Annotated in this window: 27 protein-coding genes; 10 read left to right on the top strand and 17 right to left on the bottom strand. The window is 62.3% G+C overall.

Annotation, left to right across the window (positions count from 1 at the left end; translation table 11 throughout):
• Positions 1-8 precede the first annotated feature (8 nt).
• Positions 9-1,061 (top strand): lipoyl synthase, encoded by a 1,053-nt coding sequence (lipA, locus tag Q8O69_RS11325; protein WP_305592165.1) that lies wholly within the window; start codon positions 9-11, stop codon positions 1,059-1,061.
• Between the two features lie 68 nt (positions 1,062-1,129).
• Here the strand turns inward: lipA and lipB are convergent, their stop codons facing one another.
• From lipB to Q8O69_RS11380, 11 genes are all read right to left on the bottom strand, one after another.
• Positions 1,130-1,783, bottom strand: a complete 654-nt coding sequence (gene lipB, locus Q8O69_RS11330; protein ID WP_305592166.1) for a lipoyl(octanoyl) transferase LipB — start codon at positions 1,781-1,783, stop codon at positions 1,130-1,132.
• Complete coding sequence (locus tag Q8O69_RS11335; protein WP_305592168.1) at positions 1,783-2,058, bottom strand: DUF493 domain-containing protein; 276 nt, start codon at positions 2,056-2,058, stop codon at positions 1,783-1,785. The genes lipB and Q8O69_RS11335 overlap by 1 nt, the downstream gene beginning before the upstream one ends.
• A 73-nt stretch (positions 2,059-2,131) precedes the next feature.
• Positions 2,132-3,307: a D-alanyl-D-alanine carboxypeptidase family protein gene (locus Q8O69_RS11340; RefSeq protein ID WP_305592170.1), complete on the bottom strand. Its 1,176-nt coding sequence runs from the start codon at positions 3,305-3,307 to the stop codon at positions 2,132-2,134.
• 123 nt (positions 3,308-3,430) lie between these two features.
• Entirely contained in the window at positions 3,431-4,435 is a 1,005-nt protein-coding gene (locus Q8O69_RS11345; protein WP_275961922.1) for a septal ring lytic transglycosylase RlpA family protein, read from the bottom strand.
• The gene (gene mltB, locus Q8O69_RS11350) at positions 4,435-5,445 is read right to left on the bottom strand and encodes a lytic murein transglycosylase B (RefSeq protein WP_305592212.1); all 1,011 of its coding nucleotides are present in this window, start codon (positions 5,443-5,445) and stop codon (positions 4,435-4,437) included. The genes Q8O69_RS11345 and mltB overlap by 1 nt, the downstream gene beginning before the upstream one ends.
• Before the next feature lie 23 nt (positions 5,446-5,468).
• Entirely contained in the window at positions 5,469-6,566 is a 1,098-nt protein-coding gene (rodA, locus tag Q8O69_RS11355) for a rod shape-determining protein RodA (protein WP_275962051.1), read from the bottom strand.
• A 38-nt stretch (positions 6,567-6,604) separates the two neighbouring features.
• Positions 6,605-8,494 carry a penicillin-binding protein 2 gene (mrdA, locus tag Q8O69_RS11360; protein WP_305592172.1) on the bottom strand — a complete coding sequence of 630 codons (1,890 nt, stop codon included), beginning with the start codon at positions 8,492-8,494 and terminating at the stop codon, positions 6,605-6,607.
• Between the two features lie 24 nt (positions 8,495-8,518).
• The gene (rlmH, locus tag Q8O69_RS11365; RefSeq protein WP_160089194.1) at positions 8,519-8,986 is read right to left on the bottom strand and encodes a 23S rRNA (pseudouridine(1915)-N(3))-methyltransferase RlmH; all 468 of its coding nucleotides are present in this window, start codon (positions 8,984-8,986) and stop codon (positions 8,519-8,521) included.
• A gap of 12 nt (positions 8,987-8,998) precedes the next feature.
• Positions 8,999-9,370 (bottom strand): ribosome silencing factor, encoded by a 372-nt coding sequence (rsfS, locus tag Q8O69_RS11370; protein WP_160016433.1) that lies wholly within the window; start codon positions 9,368-9,370, stop codon positions 8,999-9,001.
• 37 nt (positions 9,371-9,407) lie between these two features.
• Positions 9,408-10,082 (bottom strand): nicotinate-nucleotide adenylyltransferase, encoded by a 675-nt coding sequence (nadD, locus tag Q8O69_RS11375; RefSeq protein WP_305592174.1) that lies wholly within the window; start codon positions 10,080-10,082, stop codon positions 9,408-9,410.
• On the bottom strand, positions 10,082-11,347 hold the full coding sequence (locus Q8O69_RS11380) for a glutamate-5-semialdehyde dehydrogenase (protein ID WP_305592176.1): 1,266 nt from the start codon (positions 11,345-11,347) through the stop codon (positions 10,082-10,084). The genes nadD and Q8O69_RS11380 overlap by 1 nt, the downstream gene beginning before the upstream one ends.
• A 264-nt stretch (positions 11,348-11,611) precedes the next feature.
• Here Q8O69_RS11380 and Q8O69_RS11385 point away from each other — a divergent pair, with 264 nt between their 5' ends.
• On the top strand, positions 11,612-12,841 hold the full coding sequence (locus tag Q8O69_RS11385; RefSeq protein ID WP_305592178.1) for an alpha/beta fold hydrolase: 1,230 nt from the start codon (positions 11,612-11,614) through the stop codon (positions 12,839-12,841).
• Here Q8O69_RS11385 and Q8O69_RS11390 read toward each other — a convergent pair.
• Positions 12,838-13,692: a class I SAM-dependent methyltransferase gene (locus Q8O69_RS11390; RefSeq protein ID WP_305592180.1), complete on the bottom strand. Its 855-nt coding sequence runs from the start codon at positions 13,690-13,692 to the stop codon at positions 12,838-12,840. The two genes, Q8O69_RS11385 and Q8O69_RS11390, sit on opposite strands and share 4 nt — an antisense overlap.
• A 63-nt stretch (positions 13,693-13,755) precedes the next feature.
• Between Q8O69_RS11390 and Q8O69_RS11395 the strand changes: the two genes are divergently transcribed.
• A complete protein-coding gene (locus Q8O69_RS11395) occupies positions 13,756-14,472 on the top strand; it encodes a DNA-3-methyladenine glycosylase (protein WP_305592182.1) in 717 nt (238 codons plus the stop codon).
• Positions 14,469-15,785 (top strand): bifunctional DedA family/phosphatase PAP2 family protein, encoded by a 1,317-nt coding sequence (locus tag Q8O69_RS11400; RefSeq protein WP_305592184.1) that lies wholly within the window; start codon positions 14,469-14,471, stop codon positions 15,783-15,785. The genes Q8O69_RS11395 and Q8O69_RS11400 overlap by 4 nt, the downstream gene beginning before the upstream one ends.
• On the opposite strand, the gene Q8O69_RS11405 is transcribed toward Q8O69_RS11400, so the two are convergent.
• From Q8O69_RS11405 to Q8O69_RS11415, 3 genes are read right to left on the bottom strand one after another with little or no spacing between them, the layout of a single operon-like run.
• Positions 15,779-16,366: an LON peptidase substrate-binding domain-containing protein gene (locus Q8O69_RS11405; protein WP_305592186.1), complete on the bottom strand. Its 588-nt coding sequence runs from the start codon at positions 16,364-16,366 to the stop codon at positions 15,779-15,781. The two genes, Q8O69_RS11400 and Q8O69_RS11405, sit on opposite strands and share 7 nt — an antisense overlap.
• Before the next feature lie 10 nt (positions 16,367-16,376).
• Positions 16,377-17,087 (bottom strand): LrgB family protein, encoded by a 711-nt coding sequence (locus Q8O69_RS11410; RefSeq protein WP_305592215.1) that lies wholly within the window; start codon positions 17,085-17,087, stop codon positions 16,377-16,379.
• Between the two features lie 2 nt (positions 17,088-17,089).
• A complete protein-coding gene (locus tag Q8O69_RS11415) occupies positions 17,090-17,449 on the bottom strand; it encodes a CidA/LrgA family protein (protein WP_160016139.1) in 360 nt (119 codons plus the stop codon).
• 218 nt (positions 17,450-17,667) lie between these two features.
• Here Q8O69_RS11415 and Q8O69_RS11420 point away from each other — a divergent pair, with 218 nt between their 5' ends.
• The 6 genes from Q8O69_RS11420 (at position 17,668) to Q8O69_RS11445 (ending at position 24,598) form a co-directional block, all read left to right on the top strand.
• Positions 17,668-18,123: a MaoC family dehydratase gene (locus Q8O69_RS11420; protein WP_275961931.1), complete on the top strand. Its 456-nt coding sequence runs from the start codon at positions 17,668-17,670 to the stop codon at positions 18,121-18,123.
• Between the two features lie 140 nt (positions 18,124-18,263).
• Entirely contained in the window at positions 18,264-19,991 is a 1,728-nt protein-coding gene (locus tag Q8O69_RS11425) for a C13 family peptidase (protein ID WP_305592189.1), read from the top strand.
• Positions 19,992-20,052: 61 nt separating this feature from the next.
• The gene (locus Q8O69_RS11430) at positions 20,053-20,694 is read left to right on the top strand and encodes an oxidoreductase (protein WP_305592191.1); all 642 of its coding nucleotides are present in this window, start codon (positions 20,053-20,055) and stop codon (positions 20,692-20,694) included.
• A 183-nt stretch (positions 20,695-20,877) separates the two neighbouring features.
• Positions 20,878-21,228 (top strand): DUF5629 family protein, encoded by a 351-nt coding sequence (locus tag Q8O69_RS11435; protein ID WP_305592193.1) that lies wholly within the window; start codon positions 20,878-20,880, stop codon positions 21,226-21,228.
• A gap of 19 nt (positions 21,229-21,247) precedes the next feature.
• Positions 21,248-21,859, top strand: coding sequence for a class I SAM-dependent methyltransferase (locus tag Q8O69_RS11440; RefSeq protein ID WP_305592196.1), 612 nt, complete (start codon positions 21,248-21,250; stop codon positions 21,857-21,859).
• A 114-nt stretch (positions 21,860-21,973) separates the two neighbouring features.
• Positions 21,974-24,598 (top strand): EAL domain-containing protein, encoded by a 2,625-nt coding sequence (locus tag Q8O69_RS11445; protein WP_305592198.1) that lies wholly within the window; start codon positions 21,974-21,976, stop codon positions 24,596-24,598.
• 5 nt (positions 24,599-24,603) lie between these two features.
• On the opposite strand, the gene Q8O69_RS11450 is transcribed toward Q8O69_RS11445, so the two are convergent.
• Positions 24,604-24,903, bottom strand: coding sequence for a YceK/YidQ family lipoprotein (locus tag Q8O69_RS11450; RefSeq protein WP_305592200.1), 300 nt, complete (start codon positions 24,901-24,903; stop codon positions 24,604-24,606).
• The gene (gene ubiX, locus Q8O69_RS11455; RefSeq protein WP_305592202.1) at positions 24,896-25,528 is read right to left on the bottom strand and encodes a flavin prenyltransferase UbiX; all 633 of its coding nucleotides are present in this window, start codon (positions 25,526-25,528) and stop codon (positions 24,896-24,898) included. The genes Q8O69_RS11450 and ubiX overlap by 8 nt, the downstream gene beginning before the upstream one ends.
• Between the last annotated feature and the right edge of the window lie 130 nt (positions 25,529-25,658).

The raw sequence follows: 25,658 nt of genomic DNA on the forward strand, positions 1-25,658 counted from the left end.
GATTGCCGATGTCCGATACCTCCCCGCCTAAAACCGTCGCCAGTGGCGAAAAATTCCGTACTACCCAAGGCATCACCGCGATCAAGGACGGACAGAAGCGCCGCTCCTCCAGCGAGCCTCAGGTGTTCGAGCCCAAACCCAAGTGGCTACGAGTCAAGGCGCCTGGCGGCAGCCGCTTCGAGGCGGTCAAGCGCAATGTCAGTGAACACCGCCTGAGCACCGTGTGCCAGGAGTCCCACTGCCCGAACATGGGCGAATGCTGGTCCAACGGTACTGCGACCATCATGCTGATGGGCTCAGTGTGCACCCGCGCATGCCGCTTCTGCGCAGTGGACACCGGCAACCCCAACGGTTGGCTGGACCTGGAAGAGCCACAGAACACTGCCAAATCAGTCGAGCTGATGGCGCTGCGCTATATCGTGCTGACCTCGGTGGATCGCGACGACCTGGATGACGGCGGTGCCAGCCACTACGCCGCCTGCGTACGGGCGATCAAAGACAACACGCCGCACGTGGTGGTGGAAGCCCTGACCCCGGACTTCGACGGCGACCTGCAAGCCATTGAGCGTGTGGTGGATTCGGGCCTAGAGGTGTTCGCGCAGAACGTCGAGACGGTCAAGCGCCTGACCCACGAAGTGCGCGACCCGCGCGCCGGTTACGAGAAGACCTTGCGCGCGCTGGAACATGCCAAACGCCATCGTCCGTCCGTGCTGACCAAGACCAGCCTGATGCTCGGCCTGGGCGAAACTGACGAAGAGATCATCCAGACCATGGATGACCTGCGCACCATCAACGTCGACATCCTCACCCTCGGCCAGTACCTGCAACCGACACGCAACCACCTGACGGTCAAGCGCTGGGTCAGCCCGGAAGAGTTCAATCGTTTCCGCGAAATCGGCCTGCAGAAGGGCTTTATGGAAGTCGCCGCCGGCCCGCTGGTACGTTCCAGCTACCGTGCCGACAAGGTATTCGAGAAGAACAACCTGGGCCTGGCCGCTCCAGTACCCGTACCAGGCCAGCAGCTCGACAGCAGCCTGATCCCAGCCCTCAATCTAAACTGATAGAGCTGGAAAACGCCTGACTCTGGATAATGCCTGGGTCAGGCGTTTTGCTTTCTGCCAGCCACACCTTAGCGATCTATAACGCCAGCCAGGGTCTGCTGCAGTGGGTAGTCAAGGTGCTTGACCAGCTGCTCACGCAGCCGCGCGCCGACCTCAACCATGCTCACTGGCCCCGCCACCTGATCGGCCAATTGGGTCATGGCCATGCCGGCATAACCGCAGGGGTTGATGCGCTGGAACGGCTGCAGGTCCATATCCACATTCAACGCCAAACCATGAAAGCTGCGACCGTTGCGGATGCGCAGGCCGAGGGAGGCGATCTTCGCGCCATCCACATACACACCTGGAGCGTCCGGCTTGGCATTGGCGCTGACGCCGTAGCTGGCGAGCAGATCAATCAGGCTGCGCTCGATCCGGCTGACCAGCTCACGCACGCCAATGCCACTACGCCGCACATCCAGCAGCAGGTAAGCCACCAGTTGGCCGGGGCCGTGGTAGGTGACCTGACCACCACGGTCGACCTGCACCACCGGAATATCCCCTGGGAACAGCAAATGCTCGGCTTTGCCGGCCTGACCCTGGGTAAATACGGGGGCGTGCTCGAGCAGCCAGATTTCGTCCGGCGTATCCACGCCGCGCGTATCGGTGAAGCGCTGCATCGCATGCCAGGTAGGCTGATAATCGACCTGGCCCAGCTCACGAAAGCCGAGCGGCAGGCTCATCAGAGCACCATATGGACGATACCGGTCGCGCGCAGGGCGCTGTTGATATCGCGCAGCTGGTCTTCACCGGTGGCCTCGATGTGCAGCTGCACAGTGGTGTATTTGCCATTACTGCTCTGGCGCTCGGCCAGGGTGCTGAGATCGACCTTGGCATGCTTGCTAAGGATTTCGATCACCATGTCCTTGTAATTGGCACCACTGTCGCCCACCACCTTGATCGGGTAGTTGGCGCAAGGGAATTCGATTTTGTGTGATTTGACGTCAGGTTGAGTCATGGCAGTAACGGCCTCGTAAGCCGTGGCAACAACAACGCCCCTGCGGGTCGGCAGGGGTGTGCTGGTCACGCTATCAGTTGAACAATCCGAAGAAGAACAGGCTGATGCTATCCCACAGGCGGCGGAAGAAACTACCTTCCTCAACGGCCTCAAGGGCAATCAGATCGGCGCTGTGCACCACTTCCTCACCCAGCTTCACTTCAACCTTGCCGATCACATCACCCTGGGCAATCGGGGCGGTGAGTTGCGGATTGAGGATCATCCCGGCCTGCAGTTTTTCCAGCTGGCCCTTCGGCAGGGTCAGGCTCAGGTCAGTGGCCAAGCCAGCCTTGACCTGGCGCACGGTGCCTTTCCACACCTGGGCCTGAGCCAACTCCTGGCCTTGCTTGTAGAAGGTGCGGGTTTCGAAGAAGCGGAAGCCATAGGTCAGCAGCTTCTGGGTTTCCGCAGCACGGGCCGATTCGCTGACCGTGCCGAATACCGAGGTAATCATCCGCGCGCCATCACGTACGGCCGACGCCACCAGGCAATAGCCCGCTTCCTGAGTGTGGCCGGTCTTCAGCCCATCGACGGTCTTGTCGCGCCACAGCAGCAGGTTGCGATTGCCCTGCTTGATGTTGTTCCAGAGGAACTCCTTCTGCGCGTAGATCGCATAGTGTTCCTGATCTTCATTGATGATGGCGCGGGCCAGAATCGCCATATCGTGGGCGCTGGAGTAATGCTCCGGATGCGGCAGACCGGTGGCATTCATAAAGTGGCTGTTGCTCATGCCCAGACGCGCAGCGGTCTCGTTCATCATGTCGGCGAAGGCGTCTTCGCTGCCGGCGATGTACTCGGCCAGGGCGATACTGGCGTCGTTACCGGACTGGATGATCACGCCGTGCAGCAGGTCATCCACGGTGGCCTGGCTGTTCAGCGGCAGGAACATGGTCGAGCCACCGGAAGCCGCACCACCGGTACGCCAGGCGTGCTCGCTGATTGGCACCAGGTCCTGCTCACCGATCTTGCCCTTGCGAATTTCCAGGGTGGCGATGTAAGCCGTCATCAGCTTGGTCAGGCTGGCTGGCGGCAGACGCTGGTCACCGTTGTTTTCCACCAACACCTTGCCGCTGGCGGCATCCAGCAGCACATAGGATTTGGCAGCCAACTGCGGCGCAGCAGGAATCACTTGCTGATTGGCCCAGGCAGTCGGTGCACTGAGCAGGAAAAGTGATAGGAAAATGCGTTGCGCAAAGCTGGTGATATTCATCCGTCTCTCTAGATTGCTGATGGTCGAACAGGCCCAGTGGGCATAAGTTGCTGATCCCCCCGGCCAACCGTTGGCTGGCCGGAGTTGTTTGTTTAGTCCCGCAGAAGCAGCAGAAGTGCCCGGTCAGTCGGCCTTGACCAGGGTTGGCTCACCGAGATTGGCCAAGCGCACGCTATCCTGCAGCCGCTCAGCCTCGCTCTGGCTGCTCACCGGCCCCAGACGCACGCGGTGCAATATCTGCTGGTTGCGCACCACTGAGCTGACGAACACCGGGGCAGCCACCGTCTCGCTCAGCTTGGCCTTGAGGAGTTCCGCAGCGTCCGGATTGGCGAAGGCGGCCACTTGGAGATACAGGCCAGAGGCTCCGACTGAAGCGTTTTTTTTTGCGTCAATCTGCACGGGGAGCACCGCGGCGGCATGCTGCTGCGGGGGCGGCGAATACTGCTCAACCGGCTGCGCGATAGCCTGTGCAACCGGCTTGGCCTGAGCGACTTGCTGCGGCGCAGCCAATACCATAGGCACTGGACGGCCCTGCTGAGCCCACCATTCATGCGGGTCGATACCTTCGACCTTGACCCGCGCGGTGCCGCTTTCGGCATAGCCGAGCTTCTTCGCTGCAGCGAAAGACAGGTCGATGATCCGATCGGAATAGAACGGCCCGCGGTCGTTGACCCGCAGAATCGCGGTCTTGCCGTTTTCCAGGTTGGTTACGCGCACGTAGCTCGGCAGCGGCAGGGTTTTGTGTGCAGCGGTCATGCCGTACAGGTCGTAGGTTTCACCGTTGGCAGTGGCCTGGCCGTGGAACTTGGTGCCATACCAGGACGCCGGGCCAACCGCCTGATAGCGACGGGCATCGGGAATCGGGTAGTACTGCTTGCCAAACACCGTGTAAGGGCTGGCCTTCACCGGGCCGTAATGCGGCATCGGCACGGCATCGGGAATCCGCGAAACGTCGACATCCCACCAAGGCGCGCCATCCTTGTGCGGACGGTTGAAATCACCCGGGCCGGAAATCGCCCCACCCTGCTGCACCGGTGCAACCGGCTGCGGCGCGCGGGTGGACGAGCAGCTGGCCAGCAGCAGCGCCAGGCTGCCATAAGCAGCCAATTTAAAAGGCAAACGCGACATCAATTCTTACCCCGTGCATCAACCAGCAACTCGGCCAGCTGATTGACCGCCATGGCATACATCACACTGCGATTGTAGCGGGTGATCACAAAGAAGTTAGGCAGGCCCAGCCAGTGCTCGGCGCCGTCGGCACCTTCCAGACGGAAGGCAGTTACCGGCAAATCGTCTGCCAGCGGGTCGGCGCTGGTCCAGCCCAGCGCACGCAGCTCAGCGACATTCTTCACCGGGTCCAGACCCACTGTCAGGCCTTGTTCGGCCTGTGCGCCCTTGACGGTAGCGGCGCTAACCACCGGCTGGCCAGGCTGCCAGTGGTGACGCTTGAAGTAACTGGCAACGCTGCCGATGGCATCGGCCGGGTTGTTCCAGATATTGATATGGCCGTCACCGTCAAAGTCCACGGCGTAGGCGCGGAAGCTGCTCGGCATAAACTGCGGCAAGCCCATGGCACCGGCATAGGAGCCAGTCATGCTCAGCGGCTCGACCTGCTCTTCGCGGGTCAGCAGGAGGAACTCGCGCAGCTCCTTACGAAAGAATGGCGCGCGCGGCGGATAGTCGAAGGCCAGGGTCGACAGCGCATCCATCACCCGCCAGCTACCGGTATTGCCACCGTAGAAGGTTTCCACCCCGATGATCGCCACGATCACTTGGGCCGGTACGCCGTATTCGGCTTCGGCACGGGCCAGGGTGGCCTCGTGCTGCTTCCAGAACTCGACGCCCTTGCTGATGCGCTTATCGGTGATAAAGATCGGCCGGTAATCCTTCCACGGCTTGGCCTTTTCTGCCGGACGCGAGATGGCATCGAGGATCGCCTGCTTGCGCTCAACCTGGGCGAACAGCTCAACCAGCTGCTCACCGGCAAAGCCATAGTCGCGGGTCATTTCACCGACAAACTCAGCCACCTGCGGCGACTGCTGATAGTCCCCGGCGAGCACGGGCTGCGCCACTGCACACACCCCAGCCAGCGCCAACCAAGGTGCAGTACGTACCATCCAACCACGCGCGTTTTGCATTGAATTCATAGTCCCAATCAAACCTATGCCATCCACTTACGATGAGTGTGGATCGACATCAAAATTCCAAATCCTGCCAGCAGGGTGATCAGCGAGGTGCCGCCGTAGCTGATAAACGGCAGCGGTACCCCCACCACCGGCAGCAGGCCGCTGACCATACCGATATTGACGAAGACATATACGAAGAAGGTCATGGTCAGCGCGCCGGCGAGAAGCTTACCGAACAGCGTCTGCGCTTGCACGGTAATCACCAGGCCGCGCGCGATCAACAGCATGTACACCAGCAGTAACAAACACACGCCAACCAGGCCAAATTCTTCGGCCAGAACCGCAATAATGAAATCGGTGTGGCTCTCCGGCAGAAAATCCAAGTGCGACTGAGTGCCTTGCAGCCAGCCTTTGCCAAGCACCCCACCCGAACCAATCGCCGCTTTTGACTGGATGATGTTCCAGCCACTGCCCAGCGGGTCACTTTCCGGGTTGAGGAAGGTCAGCACGCGCTGTTTCTGATATTCACGCATAACAAACAGCCACATGCCGATGGCAATCGGCACCACCGCCGCCACCGCACCAATCACCCAACGCCACTGCAACCCGGCGATAAACAGCACAAAGCCGCCGGAGGCAATGATCAGCAGCGAAGTACCGAGGTCCGGCTGCAGCAGAATCAGCACAAAGGGCACGATGATCATCGCCAGGCTGATACAAATATGTTTGAGGCGCGGCGGCAGGCTGCGGCTGGACAGGTACCAGGCGATGGTCGCCGGCATGATGATCTTCATAAACTCCGAAGGCTGGAAGCGAATCACCCCGGGGATATTGATCCAGCGCGTGGCACCCATGGCGTTATGGCCCATGACATCCACCACCACCAGCAAGGCGACCCCGCCGACATAAGCCAACGGTACCCAGCGCGCCATAAAGCGCGGCTCGAACTGGGCGATGATAAACATGCCAACCAGGCCAATACCGAAGGAGGTGGCCTGTTTCATCAGCAGATCGACGTTCTTGCCACTGGCCGAATAGAGGATAAACAGGCTGCCGGTGGCCAGAATCAGCAACAGCAACAGCAGAATGCCGTCGATATGCAGGCGCTGCAGCAGCGTTGCCCGGCGACGCAGCAGGTCTTCGGAGGACAGGTTGCGGTCAAAATTACTGTTCATGGCGCTGCGACCTCAGCCGCCACAGGCGGAGCATATTCGGCTTTCAACTGACCGCTTTCATCCAGCAGCCAGGCATCGATCACCTGCTTGACCACTGGCGCGGCCACTCCGGAGCCGGACTCGCCGTTCTCCACCATCACCGATACGGCAATCTGCGGGTTATCCGCCGGCGCGAAGGCAACGAACAGGGCGTGGTCACGATGGCGCTCGGCGACCTTGCTGCGGTCGTATTTCTCACCCTGCTTGATCGCCACCACCTGAGCGGTGCCGCTCTTGCCGGCAATCCGGTAGACCGAAGCGTCGCCTACCTTGCGCGCGGTGCCACGCGGGCCATGCATCACCTGCTCCATACCATGGCGGCCGTTATCCCAGAACTTCGGATCACGCAGCACGATATCCGGTACAGGATTGGGGTCGACTGGCGTACGACCCTGAATGGTCTTGGCCAGGTGCGGCCGAATCCACTTGCCGCGCGTGGCCATCAACGCCGTGGCCTGGGCCAGCTGCAGCGGCGTGGTCTGCATATAGCCCTGACCGATGCCGAGAATCAGCGTCTCACCCGGATACCAGGCCTGACGGTAACGCGCGCGCTTCCAGTCCCGCGACGGCATTAACCCGGCGGTTTCCTCGAACATGTCCAGCGACACGCGCTGACCCAAGCCGAAGCGGGTCATATAGTCATGCATGCGGTCGATGCCCATCTTGTGCGCCAGCGAGTAGAAGTAGGTGTCGTTGGAGCGGGCGATGGCCAGGTCCATATCCACCCAGCCGTCACCGGTGCGGTTCCAGTTGCGGTATTTGTGGCTGTGATTGGGCAGCTGATAAAAGCCGGGGTCGAACACCCGGGTCTGCGGCGTCACCACGCCAGCATCCAGCCCCGCCACCGCAACCATCGGTTTGATCGTCGAGCCAGGCGGATAGAGACCGCGCAGGATGCGGTTGTACAGCGGACGGTCGATGGAGTCGCGCAAATCGGCATAGGCCTTGAAGCCGATACCGGTGACAAAGGGGTTGGGGTCGAAGCTCGGCTGGCTGACCATCGCCAACACTTCACCGGTCTGTGGCTGAATCGCCACAATCGCGCCACGGCGGCCGGCCAGAGCCTTTTCCGCAGCCTCCTGCAAGCGGATATCGAGGCTCAGCACAATGTCCTTGCCGGGCGTCGGATCGGTGCGTTTGAGCACCCGCAGCACGCGGCCACGGGCGTTGGTTTCGACTTCCTCGTAACCCACTTCACCGTGCAGCTCGTTTTCATAGAAACGCTCGATACCGGTTTTGCCGATATGGTGCGTGCCGCTGTAGGCCACCGGGTCGAGCTCTTTCAGCTCTTTCTCGTTGATCCGCCCGACATAACCCACCGAATGGGCAAAATGCTCGCCCAACGGGTAGTGCCGCACCAGCTGCGCCGCGACTTCCACCCCCGGCAGACGGAACTGATTGATTGCCACACGGGCAATCTGCTCTTCGCTCAACTCGAACAGCACCGGCACCGGCTCGAACGGCCGTCGCCCCTGGCGCACACGGCGCTCGAACAGCGCACGCTCATCAGGCCCCAACTCCAGCACCTCAACAATTACGTCGAGCACTTGCGGCCAGTCACCGGCGCGCTCGCGGGTCAGGGTCAGACTGAAGCTGGGCCGGTTATCGGCGATGATCACCCCATTACGGTCGTAGATCAGCCCACGGTTCGGCGGGATCGGCTGCACGTGGATGCGGTTGTTTTCCGCCAGGGTGGTGTGATGCTCGAACTGCACCACCTGCAGGTAATACATGCGCGCCACGAGCACCGAAGTCAGCAACAACACCACCACAGCACCGACCGCCGCGCGTTTGCGGATCAGGCGGCCGTCTTTCTCGTGGTCTTTAAGGCGGATTGGTTGCGGCATCGGTGGCTGCTGATTACTGGCTGATTATTTGTGGTAAGGGTGGCCGGACAACACGGTCCAGGCACGGTACATCTGTTCGCCGATCAGAATCCGCACCAGCGGGTGCGGCAGAGTCAGCGGCGACAACGACCAGCGCTGCTCACTGCGCGCCTGCACCTCGGGCGCCAGCCCTTCCGGGCCGCCGACCATCAGGTTGACGGTGCGTGCATCCAGGCGCCACTTGTCCAGCTCGACCGCCAGCTGCTCGGTGCTCCAGGGTCGCCCTTCGACTTCCAGGGTAACGATGCGTTCCCCAGGCTGAACCTTGGCCAGCATGGCCTCGCCTTCCTGACGGATCATCCGCGCCACATCGGCATTCTTGCCGCGGGTGGTCAGCGGAATTTCCACCAGTTCCAGGGACAGCTCGCTGGGCATGCGCTTGGCGTATTCCTGCCAGCCCTCTTCCACCCAACGCGGCATCCGCGAGCCGACGGCGATCAATTTGATCCGCACCGCTGCGCGCCCTTATTCCTGTTCTGGACCCGGCTCGGCGCTGAACTGCGCACGGCTCTGCTCGGCACCCTGCCACAGACGCTCAAGGTCATAGAACTGGCGGGCAGTCGGCAGCATCACGTGAACCACGATGTCGCCGAGGTCGAGCAATGCCCACTCGCCGGTGTCCATGCCTTCAGTACCGATTGGGCGTACGCCCTGCTCCTTGACCTTCTCCAGCACGTTGTCGACCAGCGACTTGACGTGACGGCTGGAGGTGCCGCTGGCGATCAGCATGAAATCGGTGATGCTGGTCTTGCCGCGCACATCGATGGTGGTGATGTCCTGCGCCTTGATCTCTTCCAGGGCTGCGATGGCCAGTTTGACCAACTCTTCGCTCTGCATTTTTGCCTTAGTCATAAGTAACTCATTTGCCTCGTGTTCAATTCGCGCCACGGTACAGTCCGTGGGCATGGATATAGGCCAGTACCGCGTCAGGCACCAGAAAACGTGCCGACTTTCCGCTCGCCAGTAGCGAACGGACCTGGGTAGCCGACACCGCCAGGGGTGTCTGCCAGATAAAAGCAATCTGCCCACTCGGCCCACTCAGGGCCGAAGGGTCACTCACACTGCGCGCCGCCAACAAATTACGCAGCGCCTCGGGCGCTTCACTGTCGGCATCCGGGCGCTGCAACACCAGAATATGGCAGTGCTGCAGCAACTCCTCCCAACGCTGCCAACTGGGTAAACCGCAGAAGGCGTCCCAGCCCAGCAGCAGAAACAGCTGATCGTCCGCCGCCAATTCACTGCGCAACGACTCCAGGGTGTCGATGCTGTAGGACGGCTTGTCGCGTTGCAGCTCGCGATCATCCACCCGCAGCCCCTCAGCACCCGCCACCGCCAGCCGCACCATGGCCAGGCGATCCTCTGCACTGACCTCTGGCGCGCTGCGGTGTGGCGGCCGCGCGCTGGGGATCAGACGCAGCTCATCGAGCTGCAGCGCATCGGCCACTTCCACGGCGCTGCGCAGATGGCCGATATGCACCGGATTAAAGGTGCCGCCAAGCAGACCGATGCGTCGAGCCTCGGCACGTCGGGCGCCGCTGCGCTTGGCCATCAGGTACGAATGTGCCCGTCGCCGAACACCACGTACTTCTCGCTGGTCAGCCCATCCAGGCCAACCGGGCCACGGGCGTGCAGCTTGTCGGTGGAAATACCGATCTCCGCGCCCAGGCCGTATTCAAAACCATCGGCAAAACGGGTCGAGGCGTTGACCATCACCGACGCGGAATCCACTTCGGTGAGGAAACGCCGCGCATCACTGAAGTTCTCGGTGATGATCGCGTCAGTGTGCTTGGAGCCGTAATGGTTGATGTGCTCGATGGCCGCATCCAGTGAATCGACAATACGAATCGCCAGAATCGGCGCGTTGTACTCGGCAAACCAGTCGTCTTCGCTGGCTTCCAGCACATCGCTGCCGAGCAGCCCGCGGGTCGCGGCGTCGCCACGCAGCTCAACACCCTTGTCGCGGTAGATCGCAGCCAGTGGCGGCAGCACCTTGTCCGCCACGGCGGCGTGTACCAGCAGGGTTTCCATGGCGTTGCACGGCGAGTAGCGCTGGGTCTTGGCGTTATCGGCAACGCGAATCGCCTTGTCCAGATCGGCGGCGACGTCGATATAGACGTGGCAGACGCCGTCCAGATGCTTGATCACCGGCACCTTGGCGTCGCGACTGATACGCTCGATCAGGCCCTTACCACCACGCGGCACGATCACGTCAACAAATTCCGGCATGGTGATCAACGCACCAACGGCGGCGCGATCCGTGGTTTCCACCACTTGCACCGCGCTGGCAGGCAAACCGGCTTCGGCCAGACCGAGCTGAATGCAGCGAGCAATTGCCTGGTTGGAATGAATGGCCTCGGAGCCGCCACGCAGGATGGTCGCGTTACCGGACTTCAGGCACAGGCTGGCGGCATCAATAGTCACGTTCGGCCGAGACTCATAGATGATGCCGATTACGCCGAGCGGCACGCGCATCTTGCCAACCTGAATACCCGACGGCAGGTAACGCATATCGCGGATCTCGCCGATCGGATCAGGCAGCGTGGCGACCTGACGCAGACCTTCGATCATCGAGTCGATCACCGCCGGCGTCAGCGCCAGACGGTCAACCATGGCCGGCTCCAGACCAGCCGCGCGCGCGGCGGCCAGGTCCAGCTCGTTGGCGGCAGTCAAATCGCTGCGGGCCGCATCCAGCGCGGCCGCGGCGGCCTGCAGGGCACGATTCTTCTGCGCAGTACTGGCGCGCGCCAGCACGCGCGAAGCGCTGCGGGCGGCCTGTCCCAGGCGGGTCATATAGTCGAGCACGGACTCAGTCATGGTCTTGGCAGGTCTGGCGGTTGAAAAAAGTCGCTGAGTATAACGGTCGCGCCGCTCCACGCCCAGCGCTGCGCGGCAGACGGTATACAGCGCGTTCGCCGCAGCCTGCGGTAACGCCGGCAAACGCCGCCCCATCAGCCGCACCGAGAAACAGTGACATCGCAAACCATCAGCCGCCCGAAGGTTAGGTAAACAAAAACCGTCCGAATGTTTACCTTGCCATTAAAAGCAAGACAGGCGGCCGACCGCCGGGGTGGGATCAGCATGCATTACCGTACCGACTACTGCGCCGCACAACTCAACGAAGCCCCGCAGGTGCTGCACCTGGGCGATTTGCGCCTGCACTACCAGGCCTACGCCTGCCGCAGCCATGACCCGCGTCCGCCCGTGTTACTGCTGGGCGGCGCATTCCAAAGTTTTCGCTCGTTTGCCGCCGAGGTCAGCGAGCTGCTCGGTGAGCACCCGGTGATCCTGCTCGACCTGCCCAGCCAGGGCGGCAACCTGCAACTGGTGCCCGACCTGAGCCTGGAGCAGCTGGCCGACCTGATCGCCGCCTTCGCCGAAGAACTCGACCTGCCGCCACTGATGCCCATCGGCCTGTCCTATGGTTCGGCTTTGGCCGCACTGTTTGCCGCACGCCATCCAACACGCTGCGCCCGCGTGCTGCTGGCCGGGATCACCGCCTTCGGCCGCCCCGGCGCACGCCTGCTGCTGGAAGAAGGCCTGGCGCTGCTGGCCGAAGGCCGTTGTGACGCATTTGCCCATGGTGCGCTGACCGGCCTGCTTAACCCTTTGCGCCTGGAACAGACCGGCGTAGCCCCAGTATTTCGCAAGGCATTGCTGCGGCAGATCCAGCGTCTGTCAGCCGCCGATATCGAGCGTTACCGACAGAACAGCCAGCGCCTGCTGAATTTCCAGGGCTTTCACGCACACCCCAGCTGCCCGACCCTGGTGCTGGCCGGCGAATATGACCACTTCACCCAACCCTGGGAGCACGCACACTTTGCCGCTGCCTGCGCCCAGGCCAGTTGCGCGCTGATTCACAACGCCGACCACCTGGCGCAATTCGAACAACGCGACGCCTGCGCCAACCTGTACAACCCGTTTCTGCGCGGCGAAGCGTTGCCAAGCCGCAGCCCAGACAGCAGCCTGCTGGCCCAGCAGCAATTGCTGCAATTGGAAAAACGCCACGAGCCACGCCTGCAGCCCAGCCAGCGTCACGCGCGCCTGCAGCATGCCGAGGCCGGCGAATGGACGGTGGAGATCAGTGAACTGGGTTTCTTTGGCGGGCTGTTACGGGGCGATCTGCCAAATATGCGCGGCGTGCGCGGCTGGCAACTGCTGTGCAAGGACCTGCCCGCTCAGCCCCTGCTACCGCTACGGCAAGATCACAATGGCCTGGCCTTTGTCTTCCCGCACAGCGATCAGCAGGCCAGCCAGGCGCTGGCAAGCCAATTTCAAATGCAGCCGCTACCGGCAGCCGCCTGCGCCTAAATTCGCGCCTCGATTACCCGCACCAACCCCGCGCTGCGCGACGGCGCCAGGCCAAGCGATTGGGCCGTGCGACTCGGGTCGAACACCGCAACTTGGCTAAAGCCACATTTCTCAAAGCCCTGAACAATCGCCTGATCGTTGCGGTAGTGCAGCGGATAGCTGCCACGGGTCAGCCGGCCAATCAGACCAACGCCCCAACGTAGTTGGCGGTAACGCGGGTGCTCGCGCAGATCGGGGTACAGCTCAGTCAGGTAGGTGGCCTGGGGAAACTCACGCAGCTGCTCGGCCAAGCGCGTCCAGAACGACTCGATCAGCGCCAGCTCGAAGTAATTCACCAGCCCCTCGGTAATCACCACCACCGGCTTGCTGTGATCCAGCTCGGCAAATAACGCCGCCAGGCTTTTACTGCCCTCCTCGGCGAGAATATCCACCGCGCGCACCTGATGCTGACTGCCCAGCCAGCCTTCGGCATTCAGCAGCAGGCGCTTGCGCGCCGCCATCACCGGTAGGTCCGCCTCGATATAGCGCAACTGCGGATAACGCGCGGTAAAGCGCCGGCCGCGTGGCGACAGGCCGCAGGCAATCTCCACCACCTGACACACCCCGCCCTGCTCAATCGCGGTAGTCAGCTGGGCATCAATCTGCAAATGCCGCTGCAGCAGAAACTGCTCGATATCCAGGCCGAACCCGACCCGCGCGCCCCAGGTGATCGGGCTGAGCAAACCATGCACAAAACGCCCAAAACCGGTGACAAAGGCCGCATCCGCCAGTTGATGGCGATACCAGATATAGCCGGTGTAATGGGCGCTGGGACTGATATGAGCGCTGCTGACGCGGGCACGTTCAGGCATGGTTAAGACTCTTATTGTTATGATCGCCCCAGCCTATGCCCAGCCAAGCCACAACGACAGCGCATGCCCAACGAACCCACCCTTAGTTTGCCCTGGCCCGAAGGCCGCGCATTGCCGGCCAGCTTCTTCGACCGCGACGCGCGTCAACTCGCCCGCGAGCTGCTCGGCAAGGTGATCCGCCATAAACAGGGCGAGCACTGGCTGAGCGCGCGCATTATCGAGACCGAGGCCTACTACCTGAGCGAGAAAGGCAGCCACGCCTCCCTCGGTTACACCCACAAACGCCGCGCGCTGTTTATGGATGGAGGGCACATCTATATGTATTACGCCCGCGGCGGCGACTCGCTGAACTTCAGCGCCCAAGGCCCGGGCAATGCAGTGCTGATCAAATCTGCCTATCCCTGGCAAGACACGCACAGCGGCGCAGAGGCCCTGGCGCAGATGCAGGCGAATAATCCCGACGCCCAGGGCAGGCCACGCAGCCGCGAAACCCTCTGTGCCGGGCAAACCCTGCTGTGCAAAGCCTTGGGCCTAAAAGTGCCAGACTGGGACGCGCAGGCCTTCGACGAACAGCGCCTGTTTGTCGAAGACCTCGGCGAACGCCCAGAGCAGATCGTGCAGTGCGCACGCCTGGGCATCCCCCACGGCCGCGACGAGCAACTGCCTTACCGTTTTGTCGACGCGGCCTTTGCCCGCCACTGCACCCGCAACCCGTTACGGCGCGGCCAGCTGGCCGGCCAGGACTATCACCTGCTAACCCCCATGGATGATCACCAATGAGCCAATGGTTCGACACCCTGACCCTCTGGCTAAGCGCCAACCCTGAATGGCTGGGCCTGGCGATTTTCTTGCTGGCTTGCGGCGAGTGCCTGGCGATTGTTGGCCTTCTCGTACCCGGCACCGTGCTGCTGTTCGCCGTCGCAGCGTTAGCCGGTAACGGCGCGCTGGGCCTGGGGGAAACCCTGCTGCTGGCGTTTTGCGGCGGGTTGCTGGGCGATTGCCTGTCCTATGCACTGGGGCGCTACTTTCATCAGGACATCGGCCGCCTGCCGGTGCTGCGTAGTCACCCGCAATGGCTGAACAGCGCCCATGGTTACTTTGTGCGTTACGGCGTCGCCAGCCTGCTGGTCGGACGTTTTATCGGCCCACTGCGGCCCATGTTGCCGATGGTCGCTGGCATGTTCGACATGCCCTTCGTGCGCTTTTTTCTCGTCAGCCTACTGGCCGGTGTCGGCTGGTCCATCGCCTATATGCTGCCCGGCTGGGCTACTGGCGCCGCCATGCGCCTGCCGCTGCCGGACGGTTTCTGGCCACAGGCCGGGGGGATTGCTGCTGGAGTGGCACTGGTGGTGGGCATCAGCGTGCAAGGCAGCCTGCGTGAGCAACGGCACACCAGCCTGCTGACGGCGGCGGCAAGCCTGATCCTGCTGATTGGCCTAATGCTTAGCTGGCCGCACCTGAGCCAGCTCGACCAGGGCCTGCTGACCTTGGTGCAGGAGCATCGCAGCCCGGCGCTGGACACCCTGATGGTGCTGACTACCCGCCTCGGCGATATGCACACGCAACTGGCCGCCGCCGTGCTGCTGTGCCTGATTCTGCTGGCGACCCGACAATGGCGCACGCTCTGCCTGGCGCTTGGCACCCTGCTCGGCACTGCCCTGGCCAACACTGCACTCAAGGCGTTTTTCGCCCGCAGCCGCCCCGATGTACTGCTGGAGCCACTGGGCAGTTTCAGCTTTCCCAGTGGGCACAGCTCGGCGGCTTTCGCTTTCTGTCTGCTGCTTGGGGTACTGGCCGGGCGCGGGCAACCGCCCCGTATGCGCCTGACCTGGCTGCTGCTGGCCAGCCTACCGGCCGCCGCAATTGCCGGCTCACGAATTTATCTGGGGGTGCATTGGCCCAGCGACATTATCGCCGGCGCCGTGCTGGCTGCCTGTTTCTGCGCGCTGAGCCTGGCCCTGGTGCAATGGCGCACGCCACTGCCGGCTTTGTCGGGGAAAGTCTGGTGGTTGTTGTTGCCAGCGGTTCTCGCCCTGCTCGGCGGCATCACCACCTGGCAGTATTCCGCCGGGGTGTTGCTGTACCGCTACTGACGCTCGCCCTGCAGCAGTTCCAGCAGTTGTTGCAGCAGCTCCAGACGCAGCTGCACTTCAGGCGTTTCGAGCAATTGCAGCTTCTGCTCGGCGTCCAGCGGCAACAGATAAGCCAGCTGATTGGCCAATGCTTCCTGGCCCGCCGGCGCACTCGCCATACCCAACGATGCCACCAGCGGGTGGGCACTCAACGCGCCGAGCAGAGCAGCCAAGTCGGCATGCTCAGCGCCTAGAGGCTGATCGATTTGCTCGTCCAGCCACTCGACCTCGGCCAGGGTCAGTTGATCGGGCAAGACCTGGGCGCGCTGCACGCGAAAGCGTCGACCGCCCTCGACGCGAATGCCCAGCAGGCCATTGGGCCGCTGCTGGAAATCACGGATCAACGCCTCGCAACCTATCGCCGAGAATTGCCCCGCCGCCTCACCCACTTCAGCGCCGTCGATAATGCAGACCACACCAAAGCCTTGGCCCTGCTTCATGCAGCGACTGATCATATCCAGGTAACGCGCTTCGAATATCTGCAAGTCGAGCATGCAGCCGGGGAACAGCACGGTATTGAGGGGAAATAGCGGTAAGGTCACAGATGCCTCCTTATAGCCACAACAGAATAGCCAGCGGCAGCAGCACGGCGGTGAACACACCCATCAGGCTCATCGCCAGGGCAGAAAACGCGCCGCACTCCTCACCTTCCTGCAGCGCTCGCGCAGTGCCGACGGCATGCGCCGTCAGGCCCAATGCCATGCCCAGTGCGGCCGGATGCTGCACACCACAGCGTTTGAGCAACGCCGGGCCGACGATGGCGCCAATGATCCCGGTGATCATCACGAACACTGCCGCCAGGGCGGCAATCCCGCCAATCTGATTGGCCACCAGCATGGCAATCGGCGAGGTCACCGACTTGGGCGCCATGCTCATCAGCATGATCTGCTCGGCACCGAAGGCCCAAGCCAGGGTAATGCCCAGCACGGTGGCAACCACACCGGCCACCAGCAGGGTGATCAGCGTCGGCCAGAACAGCTGGCGAATGCGCCGCAGATTGAGAAACAGCGGCACCGCCAGCGCCACCGTGGTCGGCCCGAGGAACAGCGTCAGCGCCGCCGCGCTGTCCTTGTACTCGGCAAAGGTCAGGCCGCAGGCCAGCAGAATGCCGATCACCGCAAGCATCGACACCAGCACCGGCTGCAGAAACACCCAGCGGGTTTTCTCATAGGCAGCAATCGCCAACTGGTAGGCACCGAGGGTGATGCCCACGCCAAACAGCGGATGATGGATCAGCGCTTGCCAGGCGGCGTGCCATTCCAGAGTCATGCGTCCTCCCGGCGTTGCTGACGGTCAATCAGCTTCTGCATCAGCCAGCCGGCAAACACGATGGAGATCAGCAGCGACAGCAACAACGCTCCGGCAATCGCCCAGAAGTCGGCAAAGATATCCTCGGCGTAAGCCATCACCCCCACCGCCGGCGGCACCAGCAGCAGCGGCAGGTATTTCAGCAGGCTAGTAGAGGCCAGGTGCAGTGGCTCGCCCACCTCGCCACGCAGCAGCAGAAAGCCAAACAGCAGCAGCATGCCGATGATCGGGCCCGGCAGTATCGGGATCAGCAGGACATTCAGCGCAGTGCCGAGCAATTGGCACAGCACCAGCCAGGAAAGGCCGCGTAGCAGCATGACGGGTAATCTCCGAATCGTATAACCCCAGACGCAGTGCCGCGCATTATAAGCAGAAGCGCCCGGCAAGGGCCGGTTTACAGCGGTTGCGTGGCAACGGCGTAACGATAACGACGCGTACACGAGGCACTTGACCCTGCGGCAAACCCATGATGATCTTAGGGCAGAAGGATTTACGCCCCCAAAAAAAACAACACTTGCGTCTTCAAGGAGAAACCATGACATCAGTACCCGCCGCCGAATTGCCCAGCTATATCGGTAAAGAACTCGGCCGCTCCGAATGGCTGACTATCGACCAGGAACGTATCAACCAGTTCGCCGAATGCACCGGCGACCATCAGTTCATCCACGTTGATCCGGAAAAAGCCAAGCTCACCCCGTTTGGCAGCACCATCGCCCACGGTTTCCTCTCGCTGTCGCTGGTGCCCAAGCTGATGGAAGGCATCATGATCATGCCTAAAGGGCTGAAGATGGCCGTCAACTATGGCCTGGATAGCGTGCGCTTTATCCAGCCGGTGAAGGTCAACTCCAAAGTCCGCCTGGTGGTCAGCCTGACCGACGCCCACGAGAAGAATCCTGGCCAATGGCTGCTCAAGGCCAAAGTCGTGCTGGAGATTGAAGGCTCGGAAAAACCTGCTTATATCGCCGAACCGCTGACGCTCTGCTTCGTCTAAGCGCAGCCGCCGGACCAAGGCGCACAGGCATTTGCCGGTGCGCCTTTTCTATTTTTATATGCCTGCCGGTGCGCTCAATCACGGCACTTCGAGCGCTTTAAGGCATACTCGGCAACGACCTTACAGCCTGGATTTTTTGCATGCGCCCTCTCTCCCTCCTGGCCCCCCTGAGCCTCGCTCTACTACTGACTGCCTGCGGCGATGGCGAACCCTTATTGCCAGCGGATGCCGTGCTGCCCGATGGCGGGCGCTACCGGGGCGAGGTGATCGACGGCCTGCTGCAAGGCCCCGGCCGCCTGGATTACAGCGACGGCAGCTACTACCAGGGGCAATTCAAGGACGGCCAGTTCAACGGCCCCGGCGAATGGCGCAGCAAGCACGGCGAGTTCTACAGCGGCGCGTTTCAGGACGGCGATTTCCATGGCCAGGGCAGCCTCACCTACAGCGATGGCAGCCGCTACGAAGGCGGCTTTGCCAACGGTATGCCCAGCGGCGAAGGCCACCTGAAAGGCAGCCAACTGGAATACCGCGGCGAATTCAGCAAGGGTCAGTACAGCGGCCTGGGCAAGCTGCAGTGGAGCAACGGTGCCAGCTTCCAGGGCCAGTTTAAAAAAGGCGAACCCGACGGCCAGGGCGTGCTCACAGACACCGAAGGCAATGAATACACCGGCACCTTCGACAACAGCCAACTCAATGGCCAGGGCAGTTTCAAGAACCTCGGCGGCGACCTTTACAGCGGCCAGTTCCGCGACAATCAGTTCCACGGCAAGGGCCGCTATCAGAGCGCCGATGGCGAAGTCTGGAGCGGGCGCTTCGTCCATGGCAGCCTCACCGGCAAAGGCGAATTCAAGGGCAGCGACGGCAGCCATTACGCCGGCCAATTCAACGACTGGAGCTACCACGGCGAGGGCCGCCTGAGCCTGGCCGACGGCAGCGTCTATCAAGGCAACTTTGCCTACGGTAAATACCAGGGCACCGGCAGCCTGACTCTGGTCGATGGCAGCCAGCAAAGCGGCACTTGGCAGAACGGCCGGCTGATTCGTGACGCCCAAGGCAAGGCCATACCCGACGCCCTGGCCACCGGCCTGCTGGAACAAGGCAGGCTGCTGGATGCCGCCATCGCCAAGCTGCCTGCCTCGACGCCAGCCATCGAGCTGTACGCCCTGACCCTGGCCGGCGATGGCAAGCAAAGCGTGTTTATGCGCGAGGCCGATTATGTCGGCAACCTGCTGCAGGAGCGCTTCGCCGCCCACGGTCTGATCACCCTGGTCAATCACCGCGACCATCTGGCGGATCGCCCGCTGGCCACCAGCGCCAGCCTCGGTCGCAGCGTCCAGGCCCTGGCCGAGCGCAGCGGCAAGGAAGACCTGATCTTTATCTACCTAACCAGCCACGGCTCCGCCAAACATGAACTGAACCTCGACCAGCCGCGCCTGCAGCTCGACGACCTCCCCGCCAGCGAACTGGCAGCCCTGCTCGAACCGTTGAAAGATCGGCACAAGGTGCTGGTGATCTCGGCCTGCTACTCCGGCGGCTTTATCCCCAAGTTGCAAGATGACAAGACCCTGGTGATCACCGCCGCACGGGCCGACCGGGTGTCCTTCGGCTGTTCGGAGGAGAACGACTTCACCTACTTCGGCCGCGCCCTGTTTGCCGAGGCCCTGCAACAGACCGACGACCTGCAGCGTGCCTTCAAGCTGGCCCAGGCCAGCGTCGCCGAACGCGAAAAGGCCGACGGTTTCGAACCTTCAGAACCGCAAATCTGGCCCGCCAAAGCGGTGCTCGCACAGTGGCGCAAGCTGCGCGAGCAACAGGCCGAGCGCGCCCTGAACAATGCACTTGAAGCGCAATCTGCGGTCAACCCATAACAGCCATGCGCGACACCAACGGCCTGATAAGCTGATTGATATCAGCGGAGAACTTCACACTATGTATTTGACGCCCCAGCACATCCTTCTCGCAGGCGCCACCGGACTGACCGGCGAGCACCTGCTGGACCGTCTGCTGAACGAGCCCACGGTCGCTCGCGTGCTGGCCCCCAGCCGCCGCCCGCTGGCAGCGCATGCGCACCTGGAAAATCCGCAAGGCGAACTGCTGGCCCTGCTGCCGCAACTGAGCGGCAAGGTCGATACCGCCTTCTGCTGCCTGGGCAGCACCATCAAACAAGCCGGCTCGCCAGAGGCCTTCCGCGCGGTCGACCATGACCTGGTGATCGCCTTCGCCGAACGCGCCCGCTCCCTCGGCGCACGCCACCTGCTGGTGATCAGCGCCCTCGGCGCGGACGCCAACTCGACAGTGTTCTACAACAAGGTCAAAGGCGAAATGGAACAGGCCCTGCGCGCGCAGGATTGGCCGCAGCTGACCATCGCCCGCCCTTCCCTGCTGCTCGGCGCACGTCAGGAATTTCGCCTCGGCGAGCGTCTGGCCGCGCCCTTTATGCGCTGGCTGCCGGGCAAATACCGTGGCATCGAAGCCACCGTACTGGCCCGCGCACTGTGGCGCCTGGCGCTGGAAGAAGATGCCGGCACTCGGGTGATCGAATCGGACCAACTGCGCCGTCTCGGTCGCTAAGAACCTGTTCAAAGTCTGCTGCGCGTCGGCCCTGCTGCGTTAAAAACAGGCTCGGAATGCTCATTTACAACCAGTAAACTCTGCTTCCTCGCCGCTTTGACCAGCCGAAGGCTGTTACTGGCGTAGCGCCTTGCATGGCTCTAGCTCGCGAGACTTTGAACCGGCTCTAACGGAAGCCCCCCTATGAACAGCACCCCGCACGACCTGATCAGCGCCCTGAGCGGCGCCGACATGCTGGAAATCGACAAGCTGCATGCCTGGCAGTTCAGCCTCAACGCCGAACAACTGGCCCAGCACCTGGCCGGCAACCCGCCCGCTGGCGACGCACCGCTGCTCAGCATCGAATGCATGGATGGCCGCGCCCTGCGCAAATGGCACTTCAGCCTGGCCCAGGTGATAGCCGCACGTTTTGACGGTGAAGCCGATGCCTGGAACATCAACGGCACTGCCGGCCCCCATTTGATCAAGTGCTTTGCCGCTGTCAGCGGCGACAACAGTGACCTGCCAGACGACGCCAGCAACGACGCAGAATAAACACAACGGGGACAACACCGTGGGCCTGTATGACCGCTATCTGCTGCCGCATCTGATCGACTTCGCCTGCGGCATGGGCGCGGTGATGAAAGCCCGCTCGCAACTGGTGCCCCAAGCCCATGGCAGGGTGCTGGAAATCGGCATTGGCAGCGGCCTTAACCTGGCCTTCTACGATGCCGAAAAAGTCAGCGTGATTATCGGCGTCGACCCCAGCGCCGATATGCAGAAGCTGGCCAAGCAACGCGCCGCCGCGATCAGTATTCCAGTGGAGATGATTGCCCTCGAACTGGGGCAGATCCAGGCCGAGGACGCCAGCTTCGACTGCATCGTCTGCACCTTTACCCTGTGCACCATCCCCGATGCCGTGGCCGCACTGAAAGAAATGCGCCGCGTGCTCAAGCCCGGCGGCCGCCTGCTGTTCTGCGAACACGGCTTGGCACCGGAGCTGCCCGTGCTGCGCTGGCAGAGCCGCCTGACGCCGCTGTGGAAACCACTGGCCGGCGGCTGCCACCTCAACCGCGACATCAAGGCGCTGATCACCGCAGGCGATTTTCAGATTGGCGAGCTGAGCAATCGCTACCTCAAGGGCCCAAAGCCCATGACCTATATCTACCAAGGCTGGGCGAGCTAAGGCGCAGCCCAGAACCTGCTGCGCGCCAGCCATGGCGCGGTGGAAATAGCCAATTGCCATCAGCCGCCTGCACCTACGCCATATTCTGGCTATCGTTAGGCCATGGATTCTCTTATGGAAGTTGGCCCACGCATGAAGCGCCTGTCATTTCGCCCCCTCAGCACCCTGCTGCTATTGACCATGAGCCTCACAGCCGGGTCGTTCAGCAGCGCGCAATCACGCGAGGTCAGCGTGGGGGTTTACGCCAACGAACCGAAAATCCTCCTCGGCCAGGACGGCAAACTCTCCGGCATCCTCGGCGAACTGCTAAATGAAATCGCCAGTCAGGAAGACTGGCAACTGCGCCCCAGGCCGTGCGAATGGCAACAGTGCCTGGAGCTGGCGCAGAGCGGTGAAATCGACCTGCTGCCCGATGTGGCCTACAACGACAGTCGCGCTCAGGTGCTCGACTTCCACAAGATGCCCTCGCTGTTCAGCTGGTCGCAGGTCTACAGCAACGAGGACCTGCAGCTCAAATCGATACTCGACCTCAAAGGCCTGCGCATTGCCGTATTGCAAGGCTCGGTGCAGGAGGAATACCTGCGCGGGCTGCTCGAAAGCTTTGGCCTGAGAGCCCAGCTGATCGGCGTACCCAGCCTGCCGCAGGGCTTTGAACTGGTGGCGGGTGGGCAGGCCGATGCAGTGGTGGCCAACCAGCGTTTTGGCGACTTCCATGCGCCGAGCTATCAGCTGCAAAGCTCCTCAATCATGTTTCAACCAGCGCAGCTGTTCTACGCCACACGCAAGGGGCAGAACGCCGACTTGCTAAGCGCCATCGACAAACACCTGTCGAGCTGGCAGGACTCGCCTTCCTCAATCTACTACCAGAGCCTGCAACGCTGGGGCGGTGAACGGCCACGCCTGCTGATCCCCACCAGCGTCTGGTGGGGTCTGAGCACCCTTGCCCTATTGCTGATCGCCGCACTCGGCGGCGCAGTGCTGCTGCGCCGCCAGGTACGCGAGAAAACCCATCACCTGCTGGCCAGCGAAGAACGCCTGAACACCATCCTCGACAGTGTCGAGGCCTATATCTACATCAAGGATGCGCAGCTGCGTTACCAGTACGCCAACCGCAAGGTCTGCGAACTGTTCGGCCAGAACCTCGAGCAGGTAATCGGCAAGACCGATGAACAGTTCTTCGATATCGACACCGCCACCAACCTGCACGATAACGACCGCCGCGTGCTCAAACTCGGCGAACGGGTGCAAACCGAGGAAATCAACCGCAGCCTGGATGGCAGCACCCAGCACGCCTTCCTCTCGGTCAAGCTGCCGCTGCGCGACGGCCACGGCAAGATCTACGCACTGTGCGGCATCTCCACCGACATCACCGAACACAAGAAGAACCTGGAAAAAATCAACCAGCTGGCCTTCTACGACCCGCTCACTGGCCTGCCCAACCGCCGCCTGCTGCTCGACCGCCTGCAACAGGCCCTGGCCAAACATGCGCGCGGCCTGCAACAGGGCGCACTGCTGTTTATCGACCTGGATAATTTCAAGGACCTCAACGACACCCTCGGCCATGACATGGGCGACCAGTTGCTGCAGCAGGTGGCCAAGCGCCTAAGCAGCCATGTGCGCGCCCAGGACACCCTGGCCCGCCTCGGCGGCGATGAGTTTGTGCTGATGCTTGAAGGCCTAAGCCTGAAACCCGCGCAGGCCGGCCAGCAGGTCGAGAGCGTCGGCAAGAAGATCGTCAAGACCCTGGCCGCGCCCTATGCCCTGCAAGGCCGCAGCCATATCAGCACGGCCAGCATCGGCATCGCGTTATTCCCCAACGAGCACAGCACGGTCGATGAAGTGCTCAAACGCGCTGACATGGCCATGTACCAGGCCAAGGCCGCGGGCCGCAACGCCATGCGTTTTTTCGACCCGACGATGCAGGCCGAAGTCAGCGCCCGTGCCAGCTTGGAAAGCGACCTGCGCCAGAGCCTCGGCCAGCGCGACTTTATCCTGCACTATCAACCCCAGGTGGATGGGCAAGGGCAGCTGGTCGGCGCCGAAGCCCTGGTGCGCTGGCAACACCCCACACGCGGGCTGGTGCCGCCGGGCGAATTTATTCCACTGGCAGAAAGTACCGGGCTGATTCTGCCCCTGGGCCGTTTGATCCTGCACAGTGCCTGCCAGCAACTGGTGGCCTGGGCAGCACACCCGCAACTGGCGCAGCTGACCCTGGCGGTCAACGTCAGTGCCAGGCAGTTCCACCATCCTGACTTTGTCGAAGACGTCTTCGCCACTCTCGCGGAAAGCGGCGCCAACCCGCAACGCCTGGAACTGGAGCTGACCGAAAGCCAGCTGGTGGAAGATGTGGAAGTGCTGATCGGCAAGATGAGCCAACTGAAAGCGCGCGGCGTACACCTGGCACTGGACGACTTCGGCGCCGGCTACTCCTCGCTCAACTACCTCAAACGCCTGCCGCTGGACCAGCTGAAGATCGACCAATCCTTCGTCCGCGACCTGCTCGAACACCCCAGCGACGCCGCCATCGTGCGCACCATCCTGGCGCTGGGCGCCAACCTCAACCTGGCCGTGACCGCCGAAGGGGTGGAAACCCAGGAACAGTACGACGCCCTGCAACGCATGGGCTGCCGGCGCTTTCAGGGCTACCTGTTCGCCAAGCCGGGGCCGGCGCAAAACCTTGAGCATTGGCCCTTGGCAACGACTTGGCAGGGTAAAGAAACCAGCATTCCCGACGCCTGACACCCTTACAACCCGCCGCTGACGCCCAGATTAAGGCCGATGGCAGTGGCCAGAGACAGCGGCAGCAACAGGGTATCCAGCAACGCGCTGACCGGCAAATCGGCGGCCGGGTAAGCCGGCGCCTCGGCGCCGAAGCGATCAGTGGCGCAGCAACCGCCCTGCAGCGCATACAGGTTCAGCCGCGTGCCGGCATATACCACCGGCGCGCCTGGCTTGGCGGCATCCAGGGTGCGCACCGTGGCGCAGCCGCTGAGTGTCAGGCCCAACACCAGGCAAACGGCCGCGCGAGCCAGAGGCTTACTCATCCGGAGTGATCTGATGGTGCTCGCCCCAGCGCGGCAACATGTTCTGGGGGATATTCAGGCAGTTGAGGATGCGCGCCACAACGAAGTCGATCAGGTCATCGATGGTCTGCGGCTGGTGATAGAAGCCCGGCGCCGCCGGCAGGATGGTCGCCCCAAGATTCGACAGCTTGAGCATGTTCTCCAGATGAATGCTGGAAAACGGCGCCTCACGTGGCACCAGAATCAGCTGGCGACGCTCCTTCAGGGCCACATCGGCGGCGCGCTCGATCAGGTTATTGCAGGCCCCCGTGGCAATCGCCGACAGCGTGCCGGTGCTGCACGGCACCACCACCATCGCCGAGGGTGCACCGGAACCAGAGGCCACCGGGGCCATCCAGTCTTCCTTGCCGTACACGCGAATTTGCCCTGGCGCGGCGCCGGTGTACTCGCTCAAGAACGCCTGCATGGCCTGGGGTTTGCTCGGCAGGCTGACATCGGTTTCGGTGGCCATCACCAGCTGCGCGGCCTTGGAAATCAGAAAATGCACCTCGCGCTCTTCCTGCACCAGGCAGTCGAGCAGGCGCAGGCCGTATTGAGCGCCGGAAGCGCCGGTCATGGCCAAGGTAATACGTTCAGGACCGCTCATAAATTCACTCTCAAAGCTGCTGCGCTTGCTTATGCTGCGTTGAAAGCCTGCTCGGAATGCTCATTTACAGCAGTAAACTCCGCTTCCTCGCAGGCTTTCGCCTTGCCTAATCTGCGCTCGCGACGCTTTG

It is taken from the genome of Pseudomonas sp. (assembly GCF_030690725.1).
Lineage (GTDB): Bacteria > Pseudomonadota > Gammaproteobacteria > Pseudomonadales > Pseudomonadaceae > Aquipseudomonas.

Excerpts from the sequence above, each read along its gene's own strand:
- Q8O69_RS11380 (WP_305592176.1), bottom strand. The coding sequence starts at position 11,347 with ATGACTGAGTCCGTGCTCGACTATATGACCCGCCTGGGACAGGCCGCC.
- Q8O69_RS11345 (WP_275961922.1), bottom strand. The coding sequence starts at position 4,435 with ATGTCGCGTTTGCCTTTTAAATTGGCTGCTTATGGCAGCCTGGCGCTG.
- mltB (WP_305592212.1), bottom strand. The coding sequence starts at position 5,445 with ATGCAAAACGCGCGTGGTTGGATGGTACGTACTGCACCTTGGTTGGCG.
- Q8O69_RS11385 (WP_305592178.1), top strand. The coding sequence starts at position 11,612 with ATGCATTACCGTACCGACTACTGCGCCGCACAACTCAACGAAGCCCCG.
- Q8O69_RS11335 (WP_305592168.1), bottom strand. The coding sequence starts at position 2,058 with ATGACTCAACCTGACGTCAAATCACACAAAATCGAATTCCCTTGCGCC.
- lipB (WP_305592166.1), bottom strand. The coding sequence starts at position 1,783 with ATGAGCCTGCCGCTCGGCTTTCGTGAGCTGGGCCAGGTCGATTATCAG.
- ubiX (WP_305592202.1), bottom strand. The coding sequence starts at position 25,528 with ATGAGCGGTCCTGAACGTATTACCTTGGCCATGACCGGCGCTTCCGGC.
- Q8O69_RS11430 (WP_305592191.1), top strand. The coding sequence starts at position 20,053 with ATGTATTTGACGCCCCAGCACATCCTTCTCGCAGGCGCCACCGGACTG.
- rsfS (WP_160016433.1), bottom strand. The coding sequence starts at position 9,370 with ATGCAGAGCGAAGAGTTGGTCAAACTGGCCATCGCAGCCCTGGAAGAG.
- Q8O69_RS11340 (WP_305592170.1), bottom strand. The coding sequence starts at position 3,307 with ATGAATATCACCAGCTTTGCGCAACGCATTTTCCTATCACTTTTCCTG.
- Q8O69_RS11435 (WP_305592193.1), top strand. The coding sequence starts at position 20,878 with ATGAACAGCACCCCGCACGACCTGATCAGCGCCCTGAGCGGCGCCGAC.
- mrdA (WP_305592172.1), bottom strand. The coding sequence starts at position 8,494 with ATGCCGCAACCAATCCGCCTTAAAGACCACGAGAAAGACGGCCGCCTG.
- Q8O69_RS11400 (WP_305592184.1), top strand. The coding sequence starts at position 14,469 with ATGAGCCAATGGTTCGACACCCTGACCCTCTGGCTAAGCGCCAACCCT.
- Q8O69_RS11445 (WP_305592198.1), top strand. The coding sequence starts at position 21,974 with ATGGAAGTTGGCCCACGCATGAAGCGCCTGTCATTTCGCCCCCTCAGC.
- Q8O69_RS11415 (WP_160016139.1), bottom strand. The coding sequence starts at position 17,449 with ATGCTGCTACGCGGCCTTTCCTGGCTGGTGCTGTGCCAATTGCTCGGC.
- lipA (WP_305592165.1), top strand. The coding sequence starts at position 9 with ATGTCCGATACCTCCCCGCCTAAAACCGTCGCCAGTGGCGAAAAATTC.
- Q8O69_RS11390 (WP_305592180.1), bottom strand. The coding sequence starts at position 13,692 with ATGCCTGAACGTGCCCGCGTCAGCAGCGCTCATATCAGTCCCAGCGCC.
- nadD (WP_305592174.1), bottom strand. The coding sequence starts at position 10,082 with ATGGCCAAGCGCAGCGGCGCCCGACGTGCCGAGGCTCGACGCATCGGT.
- Q8O69_RS11450 (WP_305592200.1), bottom strand. The coding sequence starts at position 24,903 with ATGAGTAAGCCTCTGGCTCGCGCGGCCGTTTGCCTGGTGTTGGGCCTG.
- Q8O69_RS11395 (WP_305592182.1), top strand. The coding sequence starts at position 13,756 with ATGCCCAACGAACCCACCCTTAGTTTGCCCTGGCCCGAAGGCCGCGCA.
- Q8O69_RS11425 (WP_305592189.1), top strand. The coding sequence starts at position 18,264 with ATGCGCCCTCTCTCCCTCCTGGCCCCCCTGAGCCTCGCTCTACTACTG.
- Q8O69_RS11420 (WP_275961931.1), top strand. The coding sequence starts at position 17,668 with ATGACATCAGTACCCGCCGCCGAATTGCCCAGCTATATCGGTAAAGAA.